The organism is Streptomyces sp. NBC_00237 (genome assembly GCF_026342435.1).
Taxonomy (GTDB): domain Bacteria; phylum Actinomycetota; class Actinomycetes; order Streptomycetales; family Streptomycetaceae; genus Streptomyces.
The window spans coordinates 2338866-2358589 of record NZ_JAPEMT010000002.1 but is presented as its reverse complement, the minus strand read 5'-3'; the positions used below and the strand labels follow the sequence as shown (position 1 = coordinate 2358589).

General features: G+C 68.5%; 16 protein-coding genes. 15 read left to right on the top strand and 1 reads right to left on the bottom strand.

Going from position 1 to position 19724, the window contains the following annotated elements:
- Positions 1-75: 75 nt before the first annotated feature.
- The 3 genes from OG897_RS24190 (at position 76) to OG897_RS24180 (ending at position 6435) form a co-directional block, all read left to right on the top strand.
- A complete protein-coding gene (locus OG897_RS24190) occupies positions 76-3975 on the top strand; it encodes an SdrD B-like domain-containing protein (protein ID WP_266659296.1) in 3900 nt (1299 codons plus the stop codon).
- 112 nt (positions 3976-4087) lie between these two features.
- Positions 4088-4858, top strand: a complete 771-nt coding sequence (locus OG897_RS24185; RefSeq protein WP_266659295.1) for a hypothetical protein — start codon at positions 4088-4090, stop codon at positions 4856-4858.
- Between the two features lie 227 nt (positions 4859-5085).
- Positions 5086-6435 carry an Nramp family divalent metal transporter gene (locus OG897_RS24180; protein WP_266659294.1) on the top strand — a complete coding sequence of 450 codons (1350 nt, stop codon included), beginning with the start codon at positions 5086-5088 and terminating at the stop codon, positions 6433-6435.
- A gap of 172 nt (positions 6436-6607) precedes the next feature.
- Here OG897_RS24180 and OG897_RS24175 read toward each other — a convergent pair whose 3' ends face one another.
- A complete protein-coding gene (locus tag OG897_RS24175) occupies positions 6608-7687 on the bottom strand; it encodes a chitinase (RefSeq protein ID WP_323188094.1) in 1080 nt (359 codons plus the stop codon).
- 534 nt (positions 7688-8221) lie between these two features.
- Here OG897_RS24175 and OG897_RS24170 point away from each other — a divergent pair.
- The 12 genes from OG897_RS24170 (at position 8222) to OG897_RS24115 (ending at position 19673) form a co-directional block, all read left to right on the top strand.
- Positions 8222-9073 (top strand): hypothetical protein, encoded by an 852-nt coding sequence (locus tag OG897_RS24170; RefSeq protein ID WP_266659293.1) that lies wholly within the window; start codon positions 8222-8224, stop codon positions 9071-9073.
- A 131-nt stretch (positions 9074-9204) separates the two neighbouring features.
- Positions 9205-9912 (top strand): Flp pilus assembly protein CpaB, encoded by a 708-nt coding sequence (gene cpaB / locus OG897_RS24165; RefSeq protein WP_266659292.1) that lies wholly within the window; start codon positions 9205-9207, stop codon positions 9910-9912.
- A 301-nt stretch (positions 9913-10213) separates the two neighbouring features.
- Positions 10214-11833 (top strand): AAA family ATPase, encoded by a 1620-nt coding sequence (locus OG897_RS24160; RefSeq protein ID WP_266659291.1) that lies wholly within the window; start codon positions 10214-10216, stop codon positions 11831-11833.
- A 1-nt stretch (position 11834) separates the two neighbouring features.
- Positions 11835-12290 (top strand): TadE/TadG family type IV pilus assembly protein, encoded by a 456-nt coding sequence (locus OG897_RS24155; RefSeq protein WP_266659290.1) that lies wholly within the window; start codon positions 11835-11837, stop codon positions 12288-12290.
- Positions 12291-12357: 67 nt separating this feature from the next.
- Positions 12358-13701 carry a CpaF family protein gene (locus OG897_RS24150; protein WP_266659289.1) on the top strand — a complete coding sequence of 448 codons (1344 nt, stop codon included), beginning with the start codon at positions 12358-12360 and terminating at the stop codon, positions 13699-13701.
- A gap of 11 nt (positions 13702-13712) precedes the next feature.
- Positions 13713-14660: a type II secretion system F family protein gene (locus OG897_RS24145; RefSeq protein ID WP_266659288.1), complete on the top strand. Its 948-nt coding sequence runs from the start codon at positions 13713-13715 to the stop codon at positions 14658-14660.
- A 19-nt stretch (positions 14661-14679) separates the two neighbouring features.
- Positions 14680-15576 carry a DUF5936 domain-containing protein gene (locus tag OG897_RS24140; protein WP_266659287.1) on the top strand — a complete coding sequence of 299 codons (897 nt, stop codon included), beginning with the start codon at positions 14680-14682 and terminating at the stop codon, positions 15574-15576.
- 8 nt (positions 15577-15584) lie between these two features.
- A complete protein-coding gene (locus tag OG897_RS24135; RefSeq protein ID WP_266659286.1) occupies positions 15585-16937 on the top strand; it encodes a sensor histidine kinase in 1353 nt (450 codons plus the stop codon).
- 36 nt (positions 16938-16973) lie between these two features.
- Complete coding sequence (locus OG897_RS24130; RefSeq protein ID WP_266659285.1) at positions 16974-18029, top strand: response regulator transcription factor; 1056 nt, start codon at positions 16974-16976, stop codon at positions 18027-18029.
- Positions 18030-18196: 167 nt separating this feature from the next.
- Positions 18197-18430, top strand: coding sequence for a hypothetical protein (locus OG897_RS24125; RefSeq protein WP_266660450.1), 234 nt, complete (start codon positions 18197-18199; stop codon positions 18428-18430).
- Positions 18370-19044 (top strand): pilus assembly protein TadG-related protein, encoded by a 675-nt coding sequence (locus tag OG897_RS24120; protein ID WP_266660448.1) that lies wholly within the window; start codon positions 18370-18372, stop codon positions 19042-19044. Before OG897_RS24125 ends, OG897_RS24120 begins: the two co-directional genes overlap by 61 nt.
- Positions 19044-19673 (top strand): hypothetical protein, encoded by a 630-nt coding sequence (locus OG897_RS24115; RefSeq protein ID WP_323188093.1) that lies wholly within the window; start codon positions 19044-19046, stop codon positions 19671-19673. The genes OG897_RS24120 and OG897_RS24115 overlap by 1 nt, the downstream gene beginning before the upstream one ends.
- Positions 19674-19724: the final 51 nt, after the last annotated feature.

Genomic DNA, 19724 nt, shown 5'->3' with positions numbered 1-19724 from the left:
AAGCAGCGCAGATGCCGCTCCGAGGAGCGGACTCGGGGGAGGGCCGAGAGGCACCTCTACCCTCCCAACAAGGTCATGGCCTGGGGAGTCTCGGCCGCCCTGGTGGCGGGAGCCGGACTCTCCGCGGGTGCACCGGCGCACGCCTCCACGGGCAACGCGGCCGAACCCGGTGACGGCAGCGTGAAGGTGCGCGTCATCCGGGACTACAACGCGGACGGCACCTGGAACCGGGTACTGGAACGCGGGATGCCGAAGGTCGAGGTCAAGCTCACGGACGCCGGTGGCCGTTCGATCACCGGCACCACGGGCGACGACGGCACCGTCACGCTCGACCCCGCGACCTCGCCGTTGACCGGCGGGAAGTACCGGGTGGAGGTCCTCAACCCCAACGCGAAGGTCTTCCATCCGGCCTTCGCCGCCAAGGAGGGCCTGACCGGCGCGCCGGACAAGCTCAGCAGCAACGAGGAGTTCGTCGACGTCTCCGGTGCCAAGAACGTCGAGTACACCACGGGCTTCTGGAACCCCGACGAGTACTGCCAGAAGAACGCCCCGCTGGTGACCGCCTGCGTCCGGAGCGACGTGGAGGGCGGCATCGACGCGGCCACGAAGAAGACGCTGGTCTCCTTCGCGTACAACACCCGAGGCAGCGACAAGAACGACCGCAACGCCGAAGTGGACAAGTGGACCACCAAGGCCGAGACCGGTGCGCTGTACGGCATCGGCTACAGCAAGTCCAAGAGGTGGGTGTTCTCCGGCGCGGTCGCGCAGCGGGGCGCCAACTACGGGCCCGGCGGACCCGGCGCGATCTACCTGTACGACCGGAACACGAACGCGCTCTCGCAGTTCACGACCGTCCCGAACGCGGGGACGACCGTGCACAAGCAGTCCATCGCGCAGAACCAGGACGCGGGCTTCATGCCGGCCGTCGCCAAGGAGTCGCTGGGCGACGTCGAGGTGAGCGAGGACGGCAAGGACCTCTGGGTCATCAACGCGAACGACAAGAAGCTCTACCGCTACGACGCCACGCAGAAGACCGCGAGCGCGCCCAAGGCGTCGTACGACATCCCCAACCCCAACTGCCCCTCCGCCGACGACTGGCGCCCGTTCGCCATCGGCATCCGGGACGGCAGGATGCTGATCGGCGGGGTGTGCTCCGGCCAGTCCACCGACAGCAAGGCGGACATGCGGGCCGTCATCCACGACTTCAACCCGGACAGCGGCACGTTCACCGGCATCGTGATGGACCAGAAGCTCGACTTCCCGCGCGGTACCGGCATGACCATCGCCGCCTGCAAGGGCAAGGGCTGGTTCCCCTGGGCCGACCGCTACCGCTTCAACCAGGAGGGCGCCACCTGCAACGGCGCCTGGGTCAGCTACCCGCAGCCGCTGCTCTCCGACATCCTCTTCGAGGACAACGGCGACCTGGTGCTGGGCTTCCGGGACCGCTTCGCCATGCAGGGCGGCATCAAGGTCGCCCAGGACGAGGGCGCGCCCAGGCTGATCACCACCGCCTCCGGCGGTGACATCAACCGGGCCTGCCCCGGCGCGGACGGCAAGTTCGTCATGGACGGCAACGGCGGCTGCACCAACAACGCCAGCGGGCGCGACAACGGTGGGGACACCAGCGTCAAGGAGTTCTACCCCGGTGACCAGCGGCTCGCCTACCACCAGGAGGCGTTCTACGGCGGGCTGGCCCTGTCGCGGGTCGAGGACACCATCGCCACCTCCGCGATCGACCCGACCGGTGACGACTACACCAACGGCACCGCCTGGGTGAACCGCACCACCGGTCAGAGCGACATGACCAGGGACGGCCTGCTCCTGCACGAATCCTTCGGCAAGGCCGCGGGCATGGCCGACATCGAGGTGATGTGCGACGAGGCACCGATCCAGATCGGCAACCGCGTCTGGGACGACACCAACAACAACGGCATCCAGGACCCCGACGAGGCTCCTGTCGCCGGGGTGACCGTCAACCTCTACAAGGAGGACGGCTCGCTCGCCGGGACCACCAAGACCAGCGCGCGCGGCGAGTACTACTTCGACGCCTCCAACGTCACCGGCGGCGTCAGCCACCGCAGCAAGTACACGATCAAGCTCGACAAGGCGGAGGACTACGCCGCGGGCGGTCCGCTGGAGGGCGCGAAGCCCACCCGCGCCGACGCGGGCACCAACGACCACATCGACAGCGACGGCAAGGTTGCTGCCGGCGGTACGTTCGCCGAGCACGCGATCACCACCGGCGACGGCGGGCACAACAACCACACCTACGACTTCGGCTTCACCAAGAAGACGCCCCTCATCATCAGGAAGAGCGTCGACAAGAAGGCCGCCGTCGACGGCATGGTGGTGACCTACACCGTCGTGGCCGAGAACCCCGGCACCGACCGCAACCCGGCCGTCATCACCGACGACCTGTCCAAGGTGCTCGACGCCAGCAGCTTCGTCACGGGCTCCCCGAAGGCCACCATCGACGGCCAGCCCGTCGCGGTCCCCGTCTTCGACGCCACGGCCCAGAAGCTCACCTGGACCGGGCCGCTGCTCCAGGGCAAGAAGGTGACCCTCACCTACCAGGTCCGGGCCCCCCGCAGGCCCGCCGGCGACATGATCCTGGACAACCGGATCCACCTGGCCGACTCCAACTGCGACACCGGCTCCACCGACCCGGTCTGCGCCACCCGCGTCCCGATCGCGTACTTCCAGCTGACCAAGATCGGCCGCCCCACCGGCCTGATCCGCCCGGGCCAGAAGTACCCGTACGAGATCATCATCACCAACGTCGGTGCGGTCGACCTCGTCGGCGCCTGGCCGGCCATCGTCTTCGACGACATGATCGACGTCTTCGACGACGCCGCCTACAACAACGACCACAAGATCACCCAGGGCACCGGCACGCTGGCCTTCGAGGCGGGCAAGGGCCTGCGCTGGACCGGCGACCTGAAGCAGGGTGAGACGGCGAAGTTCACCTACTCCATCACCGCCAACCGCCGCAACTTCGGCAACCAGCTCGTCAACAACAAGCTGGTGTCCGAGACCAAGGTCGACACGGAGAAGAAGCCGGAGGTGATCCGCGCCTACGACGACGAGGGCGGCACCATCGTTCCCCCCATCTGCGACCCGGAGGATGAGGACTGCGAGAACCGAGCCAGGGTGCCCTACGTCGACGCCTCGAAGTCGGTCGACAAGCCGCGGGTCAAGCCCGGCGAGAAGGTGACCTACACCTGGACGGTGCGCAACACCGGCACCGCGGACGTGCCCGGTGACCCGAACATGGACGCGGTCATCGACCCGATCCAGCACATCCTCAAGTACGCCGACTACAACAACGACATCAAGGTCGTCGAGGGCCCCGGCACCGTCTCCTACGAGAACGGCGTCCTCAAGTGGCTCGGCAAGCTGCCCGTGAAGCAGAAGGCCGTCATCCGCTTCTCCGTCACGGTGCGCAAGGACGCGCTGAAGGACCTCCCCAAGGGCGCCACCGCGGAGATGCCCAACACGCTGGAGCACCAGGAGAACCTGTACAACTGCCCCGCGAGCGATCCGACCTTCCCGCCCGAGGAGCAGTGCAAGGCCAAGGTCGTCATCGTCCCGCCGGACGAGGTGGAGCCTCCCGTGCCCACTCCCGTCGGGAAGATCACCGTCCTGAAGAAGGACGCGAAGAGCGGCCGGGTCCTGTCCGGCGCGGTCTTCCAGACCTGGCGCGAGACCAACGGCACCCCGGGCCTGCAGGTCACCGGGGCACGCCCCGACACCCGCGTCAACCCGGCCTGTGCCACCGACAGGCAGGGCGTCTGCACCTTCGGCAAGCTCCCGCTCGGCGCGTACTACCTGCGGGAGACCGCCGTGCCCGAGGGCTACCTGATGCCGACGAAGCCGGTGTCCGGCCCCTACACCCTGACCAAGAACAACGCCACCCAGGGCATCACGGTGACGTTGACCAACAAGCCCGGCGAGTCCGGCAAGAAGGGAAAGTGACCACACCCATAGTGGCCCTGTGACGGACACGGGAAACGGGCGGCGCCCTCCGGATCACCGGAGGGCGTCGCCCGTCGCCCTGTCCCGTGACGGACACGAAAGGCAGACCCCGATGCCCCGCACCCCCCGCACCCCGACCCGCCGTACGGCCGTGCTCGCCGCCGTCGCCGCCACCTCGCTGCTGGCCACCGGCGCGGTCCTCCTCGGCACGAACGCCGAAGACCCGGACGCCCCCCGGCCGGTGACGACCCAGGAGGCCGAGCGGCTCGCCGTGGCCCGCTTCCTCGCCTACGAGTCGAGCCCGGCCCGCATCACCGCGACCATCGACGACGGAGCCGACTCCGTGATCGTCAAGGGCGTGATCGACTACAGGACCCATCGCGCGGTCGGCACCTACACCGCGGGCCGCCCGGCGCAGCGCGGGCTGATCGCCTGGGACACCACCGGACTCTCGGTGTCCCTGCACAAGCCTCCCGCCGACGACACGGCCGCCCAGGTCACCCGGGTGGCCGCCCAGCTTCCCGCGCGTGCCTGGACACCCCGTGGCTACGCCCAGGACCCGCTGGACACCGCCCTGAAGGTCCTCATGGCCCTGGGTGTCAACCGGCCCGACAACCCCCAGCTCCTCGCCCAGTCCGGAACACGCCGACTGGGCGAACGGACCCTGGGCGGACGCTCGCACACTCTCTTCTCCGGCCCCCGCCCCCAGGGCCGGAAAGCTCCTCAGGCGGCCACCTCACCGGTGACGTACTGGGTCGACGCCAGCGGCAGACTCGGCCGCATGGAACTGCGCACCGGCGGTCTGCCCCGGCCCGTCCTCGTCGACTTTCTCGGCACCGAACCCCAGGTACGCATCCCCGACAAGCCCTGGCGCCGACGCTGACCCCAGCGACGCACGGTCGCGCCCCCGGCGACGCCGAGCAGGCCCGCCAGGGGCGTGCCGATGTGCTGGCCGAGTACCGGGGAGGAGCTGCGGCCACCGAGCCCGAGGTTTCGCCGTACGGCTGCGATCCGGAGACGATCCGCGCCCGCCCCTTGCGCCCGCCCGTCCCCTCCCTCCACGGTGATCCACATCACCGTGGGGGGACAACGGGAGGCAAGGGAAACACCATGTCAGACAGCACTTCAGGCGTTCCGGGGAATCCGGGGAAGAAGAGCGGCGGCGGAGTGACACCGGAACTCGCCGAGCCCGCCCTGCGCAAGGCGAGTTGGAAGTACATCGGCCCGGGCATCGTCGTGGCCGCGACCGGCGTCGGCGCGGGCGACCTCGTCGCGACGCTCATCGCGGGCAGCCAGTTCGGGTACACCCTGCTGTGGGCGGCGATCATCGGCTGCGTCGTCAAGATCTCGCTCGCCGAGGCGACCGGCCGCTGGCACCTCGCCACCGGCAAGACCCTCTTCGAGGGCTGGCGCAGCCTCGGCCAGTGGACCACCGTCTACTTCGGCGTCTACGTCGTCATCTGGGGCTTCGTCTACGGCGCGACCGCGATGTCGTCCTCCGCGCTGCCGCTCGCCGCGCTCATGCCGAACGGCCCGGACATGAAGTTCTGGGCGGTCCTGTGCGGACTCCTCGGGCTCGCCTTCGTGTGGTTCAACCGGTACCGGGTCTTCGAGAAGTTCATGACCGTCGTGATCGGCCTGAAGTTCCTGGTCGTCGTGTACGTGGCCATCCGCGTGGCCCCCGACCTCGGCAACGCGGTCAAGGGCCTGGTCCCCGCCCTCCCGGACGGCTCGCTCTTCTACACGCTCGGCCTGATCGGCGGCGTCGGCGGCACCATCACCATGGCCGCGTACGGGTACTGGGTGAACTCCAAGGGCTGGACCGACGCGAGCTGGATGAAGGTGATGCGGCTCGACAACCGCGTCGCGTACATCACGACCGGCATCTTCGTCGTCGCCATGCTGATCATCGGTGCGGAGCTGCTGCACTCGTCGGGCGTGGCGCTCGGCAAGGGCGACAAGGGTCTGGTCGACCTGGGCGGGGTGCTGGAGGCCAAGTTCGGGGCCGTCACCGCGAAGCTCTTCCTGATCGGCTTCTTCGCCACCTCCTTCGGCGCGCTGGTGGGCGTGTGGCACGGGGTGAGCCTGATGTTCGCGGACTTCGTGGAGCGGTTCCAGCGGGAGCGGAAGACCGGGCAGCCGGTGGTCGGGATGGTCGAGGAGGTCGCGGCGGGCAAGCGCGAGAAGTCCCTCCCCTTCCGGGCGTACCTGCTGTGGCTGACCTTCCCGCCGATCGGGCTGCTCTTCCTGGACCAGCCGTTCGGCCTGGTGGTGGTGTACGGGGTGCTCGGCGCGTTCTTCATGCCGTTCCTCGCGCTGACCCTGATCGCGCTCCTCAACTCCTCGCGCACACCCGCGACGTGGCGCAACGGCTGGCTGAGCAACGTCATGCTGGCGCTGGGCGGGCTGCTCTTCGTGGTCCTCTGCATCCGCCAGGTCGTCGACCTCTTCACGAAGTAGGTTCCGGGCTACGGGCAAGGGTCCGGACGGCGTCGAAACACGGCCCGGACCCTTGCTTGCCTGCCCCGCCTGCCCGCTCGCCCTGCCTGCCCCGCCTGCCCGCTCGCCCTGCCTGCCCCGCCGCCCTAGGGGGCGAGGGAAGCTGAGGCGGCACCCGTTCAACCCTGAGCGTCTACGGGAGCGCCCTCACCTTCGCCCCCACCGCCTTCGACCACGCATGCCCATCCGTCGCGTCCCAGTTCGTCGACCACACCATCGCCCCGCGCAGCCCCGGATACGTCTTCGCGGGCTTGAACTTCCCGCAGCTCGTGCCCTTGGTCAGGCAGTCCAGAGCCTGGTTCACGACCTCCGGCTCCACGTACCCCGCGTCCTTGTTCCGCTTGTTGGTGGGCAGCCCGAGCCCCACCTGTGACGGGTGCAGCCCGCTCTCCAGCTGGATGCACGCCTGCGCGGTGAGGAAGTCGACGGTCCCCTGCTGGTAGACCTTGCCGTCGCAGCCCTTCATCGACCCCGAGTTGTAGAACTGGGTGTTCACGACCGTCAGGAAGTCCTTGATGTTGAGCGCGGTCTTGAAGTAGTCACTGTCCACGGACTGCATGTCCTTGGTCTGCGGAGCCATGGACACGACCAGCTTCGGACCGACCTTCTCGCGCAGCGCCTTCAGGGACCGCGTCATGTACTCCGCGCTGACCCCGCCGTTCTCCAGATCGATGTCCACACCGTCGAAGCCGTACTCGGTCATCAGCTTGTGCACGGAGTCCGTGAACCGCTTCGCACTCGCGCCGTCGTCGACCTCGACCTTGCCGTGCTCGCCGCCGACCGAGATGATCACCGACTTGCCCGCCCGCTGCTTCGCCTTGATGTCGGCCTTGAACTGGGCGACCGAGTACCCCTTGATCGCGTCCATGTTCAGCTGGAAGCCGACCTCGCCCGGTTCGTCCGCCAGGTCGGCGAAGGAGACGGCGATGATGTCGTACGCGTCCGAGACGTCGCTCAGCTTCTCGATCGCCGCGCCGTTCTTGAAGTTCTGCCAGTACCCGGTGAGGGCGTGCTCGGGAACCTGCGGGGCACCGAGCGCGGTACGCGCGGGCGCCGGGACTGGCTTCTTCGCGGCGGCGGCCGGAGTTTCCTTCGCCGTCTCCCGGCCGTCCTCCGGCTCCCCTTCCGACGTGCAGGCTCCCAGCATCCCGGCGGCGAGTACGGCCGCGGCCGTGCCGAGGGTGAAGCGACGGGTGCGGGATGCGTTGCGCACGTACTGTCTCCAGTCGGAAGTAATCGTCGGAACCGGGGCAATCAAGGGAACCGGGGCAATTCAGGGAACCAGGGCAATCAAGCCAAGCTGACCAAATTGGTTCAGGCCATTTCGGATGTCAAGTGGATCTCTACGCCCATTGTGGGCGGCTTCCCGCCGTCGCGCCGAAGAATGGCCCGAAACCGTCTCCCGGGACCGTCAAGCGGAACGCATGATCACAAGCGGTAGTACTCCAGTGACATGGGGTCGCGTTCACTCGTTCGGAGGAAACGGAGCGCGAATTCCCCCCGAACAAGATCAACTCGTCCGTAAAAAGGGTGAGTTGAGAGGCATACGGGATCTCTGGAAGCTGTTCTCTGCCACGAATGACGTGGCTAAAGTGCAGGTGCACCACGTGTGGTGACGAGTGATCGCACCATGCGTGAGCAAGCGCGAAGCAGAACGTAAAACAGGAACGAGTACGAGCACGAGCGCGAGTACGGGTCCGGGCGGGCAACGGGGAGCGGGGACAGCAACGTGCCGACAGCGATAGCCGTGACCGGTGCAGACCTGGTGCTGCCGCCGACCGACCGGCAGACCCCCAGCGCCGCCGTCCTCCAGCCCCCCGGCAGCCAGTCCCTGGACGTGGCCCTCGCCGAGACGAACATCCTCCTGGAGCGGCACGGCCACCTCGTCGCCCTCTACCCCTCCTCCCTCCCTCCGGCCCACGAGCACCGCCTCCACGCGGTCCGCTCCGTCCTGGAGACCGACCGCATCGCGCTCCTCAAGCTGGACCTGCCGCCCCTCGGCATCGCGGTCCTCGCCCGCCAGCTCCGCCAGCTCTCGGTCTGCGACTTCAGCGCGGGCGTCGTCGCCTCGGCCGCCCGCCTGCTCTCGCACTACGTGTACGCGGGCGCGCTCCTGAACTCCGTGACCAAGCTCGACCGCATCCCGGTCAGCCTGAAGTCGCACGCGAAGTCGTGGATGCCGGGCACGCAGTTCGCCGTACTGGCCAATCCCGAGCCCCAGTTGATCAGAGTCGGCGGCGAGGAGAAGCTCGCAGGCCCGGAGTTCGGCACACAACTCGCGATCGCGGCAGGCCAGTTGTCGCCCTCCGCCGCCGCCTGGGTCACGGACACCCTGGCCCCCGCCTGGCAGGTCCAGGGCACCCAGGAGGTCGAACTCCCGTCCGCGTCACCCGGCTGGTGGGGCACGCCGAAGATGGTCGAGTTCGCCGCCTTCCTGCCGGACGTCTCCGTCCTCTACCAGCTCGTCTCCTCGGTGCGCATCGAGCAGTGCCACTGGTGCGGGGTCCAGCTGATAGGGGACCGCTGCGGCTTCTGTTCGGCACCGGTGGCTCCGGTGGAGGGGCATGCGGTGGCCGCGCTGAGCAGAGGCTCGACCTAGACCTCAACCGGGCCTGACCGGTGCCCGGCCCCAGGCCCCCTCAGCCTCACCGCTCGTCGTAAGTCGCACATCGCACGTTGCTCGCTCAGTTCCGGTTCCGACGTATCCGATCGATCGAGGTAGCTCGCGCCATGAACTCACGTCAGCGCCGCGGCATCATCCTGCTGCTCCTTTCCGTCCTGTGCGCCATCGGCGCGTTCGTCGGAGTGCTGTCGGTGATCCGCGACGTGAACTCCAAGGTCGGCCCGGAGGTCGCCGCTTACCGGCTGAAGGCGGACGTCGCGCCGTACAAGGCCCTGAACGCGGCGCAGTTCGAGCGCATCGCGATGCCCAAGCGCTGGCTCTCGGACAACGCGATCACCGACATCTCCGAGATCCGCGGCAAGATCGCCGTCACGCAGCTCAAGGAGGGCTCCCTGCTCCAGACGGACATGCTGGTGAAGAAGCCCGAACTCGCCGCCGGGGAGCAGGAGATCGCCATCATGATCGACGCGGCGACGGGCGTGGCAGGCAAGATCACACCGGGGTCGCGGGTGAACATCTACGCGACCTTCGCGGGCAAGGACAAGACGGAGGCCGACCAGTCACGTGTGATCGTGGCCGGTGCGCGTGTTCTGGACGTAGGCAAGATCACCGCCCTGGAACCCAACCGGGACGACCGCAGCCGGGGTGTCAAGGACGCGGTCCCGATCACCTTCGCGCTGAACACGCTCGATGCCCAGCGAGTGGCGTACGCGGAGTCCTTTGCGGAGCATGTGCGGCTTGCCCGCGTGGCGGACGGCAGTGACCCCAACATCACCCCGCGCGACCGCACTTACACCCTTCCCGGGGACAAGTAATGCCCGCCCGTCGAGCGCTACGGCTGAGGCGACGCGGAATCCCGCTGCCTCTGCCCGCTCTTCTGCGGCACAGGGGTTGTCCCTCGGGGGAGAGCTGGACGCCCCTTGTCCGAGAGGAGCCGAGAGCGGAGGGAAGGGTGGGCACGCAGGACGGTCTCCGTGACTCCGGCGCACCGCCGAAGCCGACCCCGCTCCGTCCGAGCCCTGTCCGTCCCGCGTCCGTGCGCCCGGCCGTGCTGGACCCTGCCCCTCCCGCGTCCGCGCCGGACCCCGCCCACCCTGTACACGTGAGGACACCCGCATGACAACGCGTATCCTCCCCGCCGTGGGCGACCCCGACGCCGCCCGCGCCGTCATCACGCTCCTCTCCCAGCTCCCCGACGCCGAGCCCGCCTCCCCGGCTCCCGACTCCACCTCGCTCCTCGACATCCTCGCCCGCCTCGCGGGCGAGTCCCTCGACGAGCTGCCGGAAGTCGTCCTGGTGCACGAGCGCATCGGTCCCGTCCCGGCCCTGGAACTGATCCGTGAGGTCGCCCTCCGGTTCCCGGCGGTCGGCGTCGTCCTGATCTCCGCCGACACCAGCCCCCAGCTCTTCACCGCCGCCATGGACTCGGGTGCCCGAGGCATGATCGGCCTGCCGCTCAGTTACGAGGAGATGGCTGGGCGCGTCCTCAGCGCCGCCGCATGGTCCACCGGCGTACGACGCCACCTCGGGGCCGGATCCGATGCCTTCTCCGGCCCTGGCGGCACCGTCGTCACCGTCGCCGGAGCCAAGGGCGGCATGGGTGCCACCCTCGTCGCCGTCCAACTCGCCCTCGCCTCCTGTGCCTCCGGCAAGTCCGTCGCCCTGGTCGACCTCGATCTCCAGTCCGGCGACGTCGCCTCCTACCTGGACGTCCAGTTCCGGCGCTCGATCGTCGACCTCGCCGGGATCTCCGACATCTCGCCCCGCGTCCTCCAGGACGCCGTCTACACCCACGCCACCGGCATCGGCCTCCTCCTCGCGCCCGCCGAGGGGGAGCGCGGCGAAGAGGTCACCGACCGGGTCGCACGCCAGGTCGTCAGCGCCCTCCGCCACCGCTACGAGGTCGTCGTCGTCGACTGCGGCACGCAGATGAACAGCGCCAACGCCGCCGCCGTCGAGATGGCCGACCAGGCCCTTCTGGTCGTCACCCCCGACGTCATCGCCGTACGCGCCGCCAAGCGCATGGTCCGCCTCTGGGACCGCCTACAGATCCGCAAGGCGGAGGAGACCACCACGGTCGTCAACCGACACAACCGCAGCTCCGAGATCCAGCCGCCCCTCGTCGAGAAGATCACCGGAACCAAGGTCGCCCGCAGCGCCGTTCCGTCGAACTACAAGGAACTCCAGTCCGCCGCCGACGCGGGCCGCCTCCAGGACCTCGACAGCCGCAGCACGGTCAAGCAGGCCCTGTGGGCGCTCGCCGGAGAACTGGGCATCGTGAAGACCCCGGAACCGGCCTCGGGCGGCCGGGGCGGCCGGATGAAGGGCGACCGAGGCTCCATCGGGCTCAAGAGCCGCAAGGCCAAGGGCGACAAAGGTGCGGTGAGCGTCGAACTCGCCGGAATGCTCCCGCTGATCCTCTTCGTCGTGGCACTGATGTGGCAGGGCGCGGTACTCGGCTACACGTACTCGATCGCGGGCAACGCCGCAGACGAGGGTGCCCGCGCGGGTACCGCCGCGTACGCGGAGGGCGGCGACGGCGTCGCCGCCTGCCAGGCCGCCGCACGCAAGAACGTCCCGGCCGCCTGGCAGGGCGGAATGGACCCGGGCTGCGTCGCGGAAGGCAGCGTCTACAAGGCCACCATCCGACTCGAAACCCCGATCCTCTTCCCCGGCGTGGGCAACATCGCCAATGTCGAAGGCGAAGCGGGCGCGGCCCTCGAAGGAGGCGAGTGACATGCCCGCCGGGAAACGCGTGGAGCCCAGGAAGCCCAGGACCTCCAGACAGCTCAGGAAGCATCAGCAGTACGTCCCCCTGTTACGGCAGCGCGTCACCGGCCCTGACCGCGACCAGGGCGTCACGGCCCTCGAATTCGCGGGCTTCCTCCCGATCCTGCTGGTCGTCGCCGTCGCCGTGATCCAGCTCGGGATCGTCGGTTACGCGGCCCAGCAGGCCAGCACGGCCGCCCGCGCGGCAGCCCGTACCGAGTCCCAGAAGGAGTTCCGGGGCCAGGGCGAGGCGGCGGGCCGGGCGGCGATCAGCGGCTGGCTGGCGGACGGCACCACCTTCGCCCAGCAGGGCGAGGACATCGTCACCGTCACCGCCACCGTCCAGATACCCGCACTCATCCCGATCTTCGACCTCGGCTCCGTCTCCCGCCCCGCCTCCATGCCCGCCGACAGCGACCGCTGACCACGATCCCGATGCCCGGCACCCCGCCGGTCCGCACCACAGCCCCACCCCACCAAGGAGCAGCCCCATGAGCCTGCGGCAACGCATCGCCGCCCCCGAGGACCACGGCGGGGGGCGGGAGGACGGCCACCTGGTCGCCACCTACCGGGCGAAACTGCTCGAAGAGATCGACCTCGCGGAGATGTCCTCGCTGGCGGCAGCCGAGCGACGGGCCCGCCTGGAGCGCGTGCTCGGCCACATCATCAGCCGCGAGGGCCCGGTCCTCTCCACTTCCGAGCGCTCCCAGCTCATCCGCCGCGTCGTCGACGAAGCCCTCGGTCTCGGCGTCCTCGAACCGCTCCTCGAAGACGCCTCCATCACCGAAATCATGGTCAACGGCCCCGACTCGATCTTCGTCGAGCGCGCCGGACGCGTCGAGCAGCTCCCCATGCGCTTCGCGTCGACCGAGCAGTTGATGCAGACCATCGAGCGCATCGTCTCCACGGTCAACCGCCGTGTCGACGAGTCCAATCCGATGGTCGACGCCCGCCTCCCCTCCGGCGAGCGCGTCAACGTGATCATCCCCCCGCTCTCCCTCACGGGCCCCACCCTCACCATCCGGCGCTTCCCGAAGTCGTACCGTCTCGACGAACTCATCGCCCTCGGCACGCTCGACCACCAGATGCTGATGCTGCTGTCAGCATTCGTCCGCGCCCGCTTCAACCTGATCGTCGCGGGGGGTACGGGTTCCGGGAAAACGACCCTCCTCAACGCGCTCTCCGGCCTCATCCCCGAGCACGAGCGCATCATCACCGTTGAGGACGCCGCCGAGCTCCAGCTCCAGCAGGCCCACGTCATCCGCCTCGAAACCCGCCCCCCGAACGTCGAGGGCAAGGGCCGCATCACCATCCGCGACCTCGTCCGCAACTCCCTGCGCATGCGCCCCGACCGCATCATCGTCGGTGAGGTCCGAGGCGGCGAGACCCTCGACATGCTCCAGGCCATGTCCACCGGCCACGACGGCTCCCTCGCCACTGTCCACTCCAACAGCGCCGAAGACGCCCTGATGCGGCTCCAGACCCTTGGCTCGATGTCCGAGGTGGAGATCCCCTACGAGGCCCTGAAGGACCAGATCAACTCCGCCGTCGACGTGATCGTCCAGCTCAGCCGCATGGCCGACGGCTCCCGCAAGATCACCGAGATCGTCATCCTCGTCTCGCACGGCCGCGAGGCGTTCCAGATCGCCACGGTCTCCCGGTTCCTCGCCCAGCCGATGAGCCCGGACCGCATGGTCCACGGCCAGTTCGAACACCTTCCGCTGCCCCGCCGGATAGCGGAACGCCTCTACCTCGCCAACGAGCCGATCCCGCCCGCCTTCGGCGTCATGAACGACCCGCTCCAGGATTCCCTCTACGTCCGAGAGGCCCGATAGGTACCGGCACCATGGATCTCGACCTGAACAACCCCGCCCTGCTGACGGTCGGCGCCACCCTGCTCACCTGCGTCCTCGCCATCGTCGGCCTGCACGTCTACTTCTCCGGCAAGGCCCAGCGCGCCGCTCTGGAGGACCGCCTCGCCCTGACCTCCGCGCAGTCCTCGGGGCGCCGCCGCAACTTCCAGGCCATCGACCGCCGCCTGCGCAGGACGGCCCTCGGTAAGAACCTCCAGGTGCGCATCGCCGCGACCGGGCTGGACGTCACCCCCGGTGAGTTCTTCGTGTACGTGCTCGGAGGAGTCGCGGGACTCTGGCTGATCGCCTCCTCCACCCTGGCTCCGTTCTTCGGTCCGATCGCGGGCCTGGTGGCGATCTGGGGAGCCCTCACCTTCCTCAACTGGCAACGCCAGAAGCGCATCGAGGCATTCATCAACCAGCTCCCCGACCTGTCCCGCATCCTGGCGAACGCGACGGCCGCTGGGCTGGCTCTCCGTACGGCACTGGGCATCGCCGCCGAGGAGCTGGAAGCCCCGGCGGGCGAAGAACTATCCGTTGTGGCAAGCCAGTTGGCGGTGGGTCGGTCCATCGACGAAACGCTGGGCGAGCTGGCAAAACGGCTGCCGTCCCGGGAACTGGTCGTCCTCGTGACGACCCTCGTCCTGTCCAACCGGGCCGGCGGTACAGTCGTCGGTTCCCTCCGCAACCTGACCCAGACCCTGGAGGAGCGCAAGGAGACCCGCCGCGAGGTCGGCACGATGCTCTCCGAGATTAACGCCACCGCGTACACGGTCCCGCTCCTGGGTCTCGGCGCGATGCTGATGCTCAACTCGATGACCCCCGGAACACTCGCCACCATGACGAGCAGCACGGTCGGCAAGATCGTCGTCGGCACGTCGATAGGTCTCTATGCGGTCGGCTTCATCGTGATGCGCCGCCTCAGCCGGATCGAAGTCTGAGAGGGATGGGCCCACGACCATGACCGGACTGACCGGACTGCTCCTCGCCCTGGCCTTCGGCCTGGCCGTTGCCGGAATCTTCGCCGGAATCCGCATGTACCGCGCGGAGGCCAAGGTTCCCGGCGACCTCGTCGCTCTGGAAGTCGGCGCTTCCCGTGTCTCCGCCACGGACTCGGCGGTGGACCGCCTCGGCATCCGTTTCGCCCCTGCCGTCCTGCGGCTGATGGGCCCGGAGACCGTCGCCAAGAAGCGCCGCAAGATCGACACGGCGGGCAATCCCAAGGGCCTCACCGTCGACCGTTACGCGGCCCGCCGCGCCGTCTACGGAACCCTCGGTGCGTTCGCGGGCCTGCTCTGCCTCCTCCAGGGCATGACGATCTTCGCCGCATTCTGCTTCGCGTACGGCTGGTTCGCCGCCGACGCCCTGATCTGGCAGGCCACCCGCGAACGCAAGGACGTCATCGAGCGCACCCTGCCGGACTTCCTCGACGTACTCGCCGTCGTCGTCAGCGCGGGCCTCGGCTTCCGCCAGGCCCTGGAGCGCGTCGCCGAACGCTACGAAGGCCCCTGGGCCGACGAACTCTCCATCACCCTCCGACAGATGGACATGGGCGTCAGCCGTCGCCAGGCATTCGACGAGCTGCGCCGCCGCAACGCATCGGAGCAGGTCTCGCAGTTCGTCACGGCACTCCAGCAGGGCGAGGACCTGGGTGCGCCCATCGCCGACACCCTGATCGAGATCGCCACCGACATGCGACGCACCGACGCCCAGAACTCCCGGCGGCGCGCGGCCAAGGCCATCCCCAAGGCGACGCTCGTCACTCTGGTCTTCATGGTCCCGGCGACCCTGATCCTGATTGTCGCGAACCTCTTCATGGGTTCCGCCGACGGCCTCGGCAACTTCCTGGGGAACTGAGGCCGCCCATGACGGTATTCAGTCCGTTCCGCCGGGCCGTCGGCCTCCAGGGAGGTGCCGCCGCACCGGAACTCGCGTCCGCGTCCGCCCTGCGGAAGGACGTCGAGGCCCCGAGCCTCCCCATCCAGATCAACGCGCTCCAGGCTCTGTGCCGTCAGGTCTTCGGCTTCCGTATCGCCATGATCGCGATCGGTACGCCCTTCGCCCTCAGCCGTGCCTCTGGCCCGTTCGGAAGCTGGCTGGTGGGCGGGGCCGTGGTGGTCACCTTCGTCGGCTCGTACGCGATGCTGCGTGACTGGGAGACCTTCGCCCCGCTCCTGATCAAGTACCGCTCCCTGATGGCGGCGGACCTGGCCTTCGGTTCCGTACTCCTGCTGGCGGCCTCCCCGGACTCCGCCCTCGGGTACGCGACGGTGTGCACACCCCTTCTCGCGGGGCTGCTGTACGGCTGGCGGGGGGCCGGGATATTCACGGCGATCCAGATGCTGCTGCTGGTCGCTGCGTACGCGGCCTGGCAGCACCGGATGGCGGGCCCGTCCAGCACGGTCCTGATCAGCGTGTTCTGCGTGGCTGCCGGAATCGTCGGGGTAACCCTGCGCAACCTCATGTTCCGCTTCGGTGCGGCGACGCAGGCTCTGTCGGAGGCCCATGCCCGGCTCGCCGTGACGGACGCGGTCGATGCCGAACGGGCCCGCATGGCAAGGGAAATGCACGATTCGGTCGCCAAGACGCTCCACGGCGTTGCCCTGGCCGCCGAAGGTCTGGCCCAGGGCGCGGACCGCATGGACCCGATGACGGTCAAGCACCAGGCGGGCATCGTGGCTCGCTCGGCCCGCCGGGCCGCCGCCGAGTCTCGCGAGATCCTCTCGGACTTGCGCAGGGAGGCCGACTACGAGGGCGGGGGAGTGGACCTGCGGAGTGAACTCTCCTCCCGTGTCGCCGATTTCTCCACACGTACGGGAGTGCACGCCGAGCTGCACCCGGTCGGCGATGCCCCGCCGCCCCCCGTCCCGCACGCGGTGGCCCGCCACCTCGTGACCATCGCCACCGAGGCCATGGAGAACAGCCACCGCCATGCTCAGGCAAGCTCGCTCACACTCGAACTCGGCGTCCACACAGGCATGGTGCGCATCAGCATCCTCGACGACGGGAAGGGCTTGCCGCCGGGCCTCTCCCTCGAAGACCTCCGCAAGGCCGGTCACTTCGGTCTGGTCGGAATGGTGGAGCGGGCCGCCGGTATCGGCGCCCGCATCCGGATCGGCCGTGGCCGCAGCGAAGGCGGCACGGAAGTACGGCTCGACCTGCCGGTGTCGGCCCTCGGGCCCGTCGCCGGGGCACCGCCCCCGTACCAACTGCCCTGACCCCTCCCTTCCCGACTCCCGAGAGGAGGCCGCACCATGCCGGACGCATCCCAGCACACCTCGTCGCACTCGGTCGTTCCACGCTCGGAACACACCCCGAACGGGACCCCCCTTCCCCCGCCGGCGGCGGCGTTCCCCACTCCCTACCCCTACCCGGACCACTCCCCGGACCCGTTCGGCCCACCGCCCGTGCTGCGCGTGGTGGTCGCGGACGACAATCCGGTCGTACGGGCCGGGCTGTCGGCACTGCTCGGCGCGCGTGAGGACATCGAGGTCGTCGCGGAGGCAGCGGACGGCCGCCAGGCACTGGCCGCTGCGGAACACTGTCAGCCGGACGTCGTCCTTCTCGACGTGCGGATGCCGGGCGTGGACGGCCTGTCGGCGCTGCCGCTGCTGGTGAAGGTCGCGCCGGTGATGATGCTGACGTACAGCAGCGAGAGCGAGATCGTGCAGGAGGCGTTGCGGCTGGGCGCGGGCGGATACGTCGTCCACGGCGAGTTCACGGCCGACCAACTCGCCAGCGCGGTGCGGGACATCAAGGAGGGCCGAGCCCACTTCACCGCTTCGGCGCAGAACGCCCTTCTGGCGCATGTACGGGGTGAGGCCCGAGCGGCCGAGCTGCCGGAAGGGCTGGGGAGCGCGTACGTGACGGGTGTCCCGTACAGGGGCCGCGGTGCGACTGCACAGCCTGTCACTGCCGCAAACTCAGAGCCACCTGTCTCAAGTTCCGAACAGTTGGGCGGAATTCCTTCGCAAGTGCAAGCACGGATGGCAAGGTACCCGGCAGAACTGCCTCCATCTCGTCATGCACAATCGGAACCGCAGGCTCACCCGGCACAGGGGGCACCCAACAGGCAGGAATTCGGACTGAGTTCGAGGGAGGTGGAGGTCATGGATCTCATTGCGGTCGGCATGAGTAACCAGCAGATCGCCGCCACCTGCTTCATCAGCGAGAAGACGGTCAAGAACCACATCAATCGGATCTTCGCAAAGCTGCACAGCGCGAGCCGGAGCGAGGCGATTGCACGGTGGATCGGTACGGCGGGCGGCGCGGGCCGACGCGGTGGGGGATGGGGGATCGGTCGTGGTTGAGGTCGACGTTCCGCCGCGACGGGTGGGGGCCCAGTTAGGGTTTTGGGCCCGGAGTTGGGCCCACGGGCCCTCTGGGGCGGGTGGGTGTCCGACGTACGTTTCCGGTGTTGCCAGCGGCAGGGGTCCTGCTTCAGGCCGGGAAACGTATCGAACCGGAGGGTCAGATCATGTTGAAGGCACTGGCGGCGCTAATGGTGTGGTCGAACACCGTTGCCAGCCGCATGAAGGAGCGCCGGGACGAGGGCGCGAGTCTCGTGGAGTACGCGGGTCTGGTGGCGATCATTGCGTTGATCGTGGCGGCGATTCGGCTGTTGAACCTGGACACGATGATTGCGACAGCATTGCAAACTGCTGTTCGGGCCGTCACCGGCGGCGGGGGTGGAGGGCCCGGCGGGCCCTGACAACTGACCGTTCGCAGCGTGACCGAGGGCAGGCGTTCCCCATCTACATCGGGATGGTGGGGCTCCTGCTCTTTGTCGCGTTCGCATTCTTCGCGTTCGCCCAGGCCGCCACTGCACGCAGTGGTGGCCAGTCTGCTGCCGACGCTGCGGCGCTCGCCGCCGCGCAGGAGGCTCGGGATGAACTGACCGAGGGCTTCTTCGACAACATTGCGGCTCCTGAGCTGTGGCTGCCCTGGCTCCTCGCCGAAAAGGCGACCGGCAACGGCGGTGGAGCCGCGGCGGCGCTTGCTGCTTCCAACGATTCGGCTCTCACCGCTGGTCCGGCCCTGGGGCAGGTCAACGGCAACCCTTCGTTCTCGGTGGAGATCCGTACGAACTACACCGCAGGGGACTCCGTGATCCCGGCTACGTCGACCAGCCACGCCGAAGCCAAGGCCACCGCCGTGGTGAAGCCGCTGTGTGTGGTCGTTCCTGGCGGTGACCCGGAGGTACTGGTGGTCATCGACTGCGAGGGCAGCGGCATCTGGACCATCGACCCGAAGAAGATTGCCGACATGCCCCTCGATCAGCTTCCCGAAGCGAAGGACCTGTTCTCGGTCCACCTGGTCAAGTGATGAGCGAACGACAAGAGAAGGCAGGTCTGTTGATGAGCGTGCGGCACACCATGAAGGCCCGAAGGGTATTGACCGCTGTGGCGATCACGGCTGGCTTGGCCCTCACGGTTGCCGGGTGCGGGGACGGGGGAGGGGGCGCTGGAGAAGCCCCGCCGTCGTCCGCCGCCACTGGCAATAAGCCAGACGAGAAGGCGGAGAAGCAGTCCCCTCAACAGCCTGCTGAGAAGCAAGTTTTGGCGGAGGCCAAAGGAGGGGACAACATCACGCTCGTGATCAACTCGGCCGTTCGCGACGCTGGTGGATTCGTGACGGTGAACGGGAAGGTCAAGAACGGCGGCGGGAACGTCTGGACGGCCCCAGGGTGGCAGGGTAAGGAGCAGGAGCTGGCGAGGAACTCGGCATCCATGGCCGGTGCTTCGTTGGTGGACCGCACCGGGAAGAAGAAGTACCTCGTTCTACGTGACACTGATGGGCGTTGCCTGTGCACCAACTTCGCAACCGGGTTCACCCCGGGAAGCGAGAGGGAGTTTTTTGCCCAGTTCCCCGCACCGCCTCCTTCTGCGTCCAAGGTGGACTTTCAGATCGCAGATATGCCCGCAATGACTATCGAGATCTCGGGGAGCGAGTGAGCCATGGCTAGTGTGCCCTCTCGAAGTCGGCCCGTGCGGCACGTATTTGTG

Coding starts and splice junctions, on each gene's coding strand:
- OG897_RS24190 (WP_266659296.1), top strand. CDS start 76: ATGGCCTGGGGAGTCTCGGCCGCCCTGGTGGCGGGAGCCGGACTCTCC.
- OG897_RS24185 (WP_266659295.1), top strand. CDS start 4,088: ATGCCCCGCACCCCCCGCACCCCGACCCGCCGTACGGCCGTGCTCGCC.
- OG897_RS24180 (WP_266659294.1), top strand. CDS start 5,086: ATGTCAGACAGCACTTCAGGCGTTCCGGGGAATCCGGGGAAGAAGAGC.
- cpaB (WP_266659292.1), top strand. CDS start 9,205: ATGAACTCACGTCAGCGCCGCGGCATCATCCTGCTGCTCCTTTCCGTC.
- OG897_RS24160 (WP_266659291.1), top strand. CDS start 10,214: ATGACAACGCGTATCCTCCCCGCCGTGGGCGACCCCGACGCCGCCCGC.
- OG897_RS24155 (WP_266659290.1), top strand. CDS start 11,835: ATGCCCGCCGGGAAACGCGTGGAGCCCAGGAAGCCCAGGACCTCCAGA.
- OG897_RS24150 (WP_266659289.1), top strand. CDS start 12,358: ATGAGCCTGCGGCAACGCATCGCCGCCCCCGAGGACCACGGCGGGGGG.
- OG897_RS24145 (WP_266659288.1), top strand. CDS start 13,713: ATGGATCTCGACCTGAACAACCCCGCCCTGCTGACGGTCGGCGCCACC.
- OG897_RS24140 (WP_266659287.1), top strand. CDS start 14,680: ATGACCGGACTGACCGGACTGCTCCTCGCCCTGGCCTTCGGCCTGGCC.
- OG897_RS24135 (WP_266659286.1), top strand. CDS start 15,585: ATGACGGTATTCAGTCCGTTCCGCCGGGCCGTCGGCCTCCAGGGAGGT.
- OG897_RS24130 (WP_266659285.1), top strand. CDS start 16,974: ATGCCGGACGCATCCCAGCACACCTCGTCGCACTCGGTCGTTCCACGC.
- OG897_RS24125 (WP_266660450.1), top strand. CDS start 18,197: ATGTTGAAGGCACTGGCGGCGCTAATGGTGTGGTCGAACACCGTTGCC.
- OG897_RS24115 (WP_323188093.1), top strand. CDS start 19,044: ATGAGCGAACGACAAGAGAAGGCAGGTCTGTTGATGAGCGTGCGGCAC.